The sequence below is a fragment of the Pseudomonas sp. xss_4 genome (assembly GCF_043104125.1).
In the GTDB taxonomy this organism is placed as follows: domain Bacteria; phylum Pseudomonadota; class Gammaproteobacteria; order Pseudomonadales; family Pseudomonadaceae; genus Aquipseudomonas; species Aquipseudomonas parafulva_B.
Map to the genome: position 1 here is coordinate 1 of NZ_JBICKJ010000029.1, position 497 is coordinate 497.

Below are 497 nucleotides of genomic sequence, written 5' to 3' on the forward strand. Positions count from 1 at the left end.
CACTTTTGGGGTTTTTATGCGCAGGTATTCAAAGCAGTTCAAGCTGTCAGCCATTCAGGCCTTTCTTGATCGCGGGTATGGCTTTCGCCATGTTGCCGCACAGTTCCAAATGGATCCGACGCTCCTTCGTCGCTGGGTCGCGGCCTACCGTACGCACGGTCAGGCCAGTCTGGAGAAAACAGGCCGCCATTACAGCGCCGAGTTCAAGCTCGCTGTTCTTCATCATAAATGGCGCGAAGACCTTTCGTTGCGTGCCACGTCAGCGCTTTACAACCTCGGCAATTCCACACTGGTTCGCAGTTGGGAGGAACAGTATTACAGTGGCGGACATCAACCCCGACCGCCCCGTAAGAAGCCAGTGATTACCGCGATGCCTAAAGCACCCCGCAAGTCTGAAGACGTTTCATCCACGCCTACTGAGCAACTCACTCGTGAGCAGTTGCTGACAAGGCTAGCCCAGCTCGAAGCGGAGAACGCCTATCTAAAAAAGCTCGAGG

General features: G+C 54.9%; 1 protein-coding gene. It reads left to right on the plus strand.

The window, feature by feature from the left end:
- The coding region (locus tag ACF8GB_RS06635) for a helix-turn-helix domain-containing protein (protein ID WP_392526728.1) at positions 1–497 on the plus strand (497 nt) is incomplete at both ends.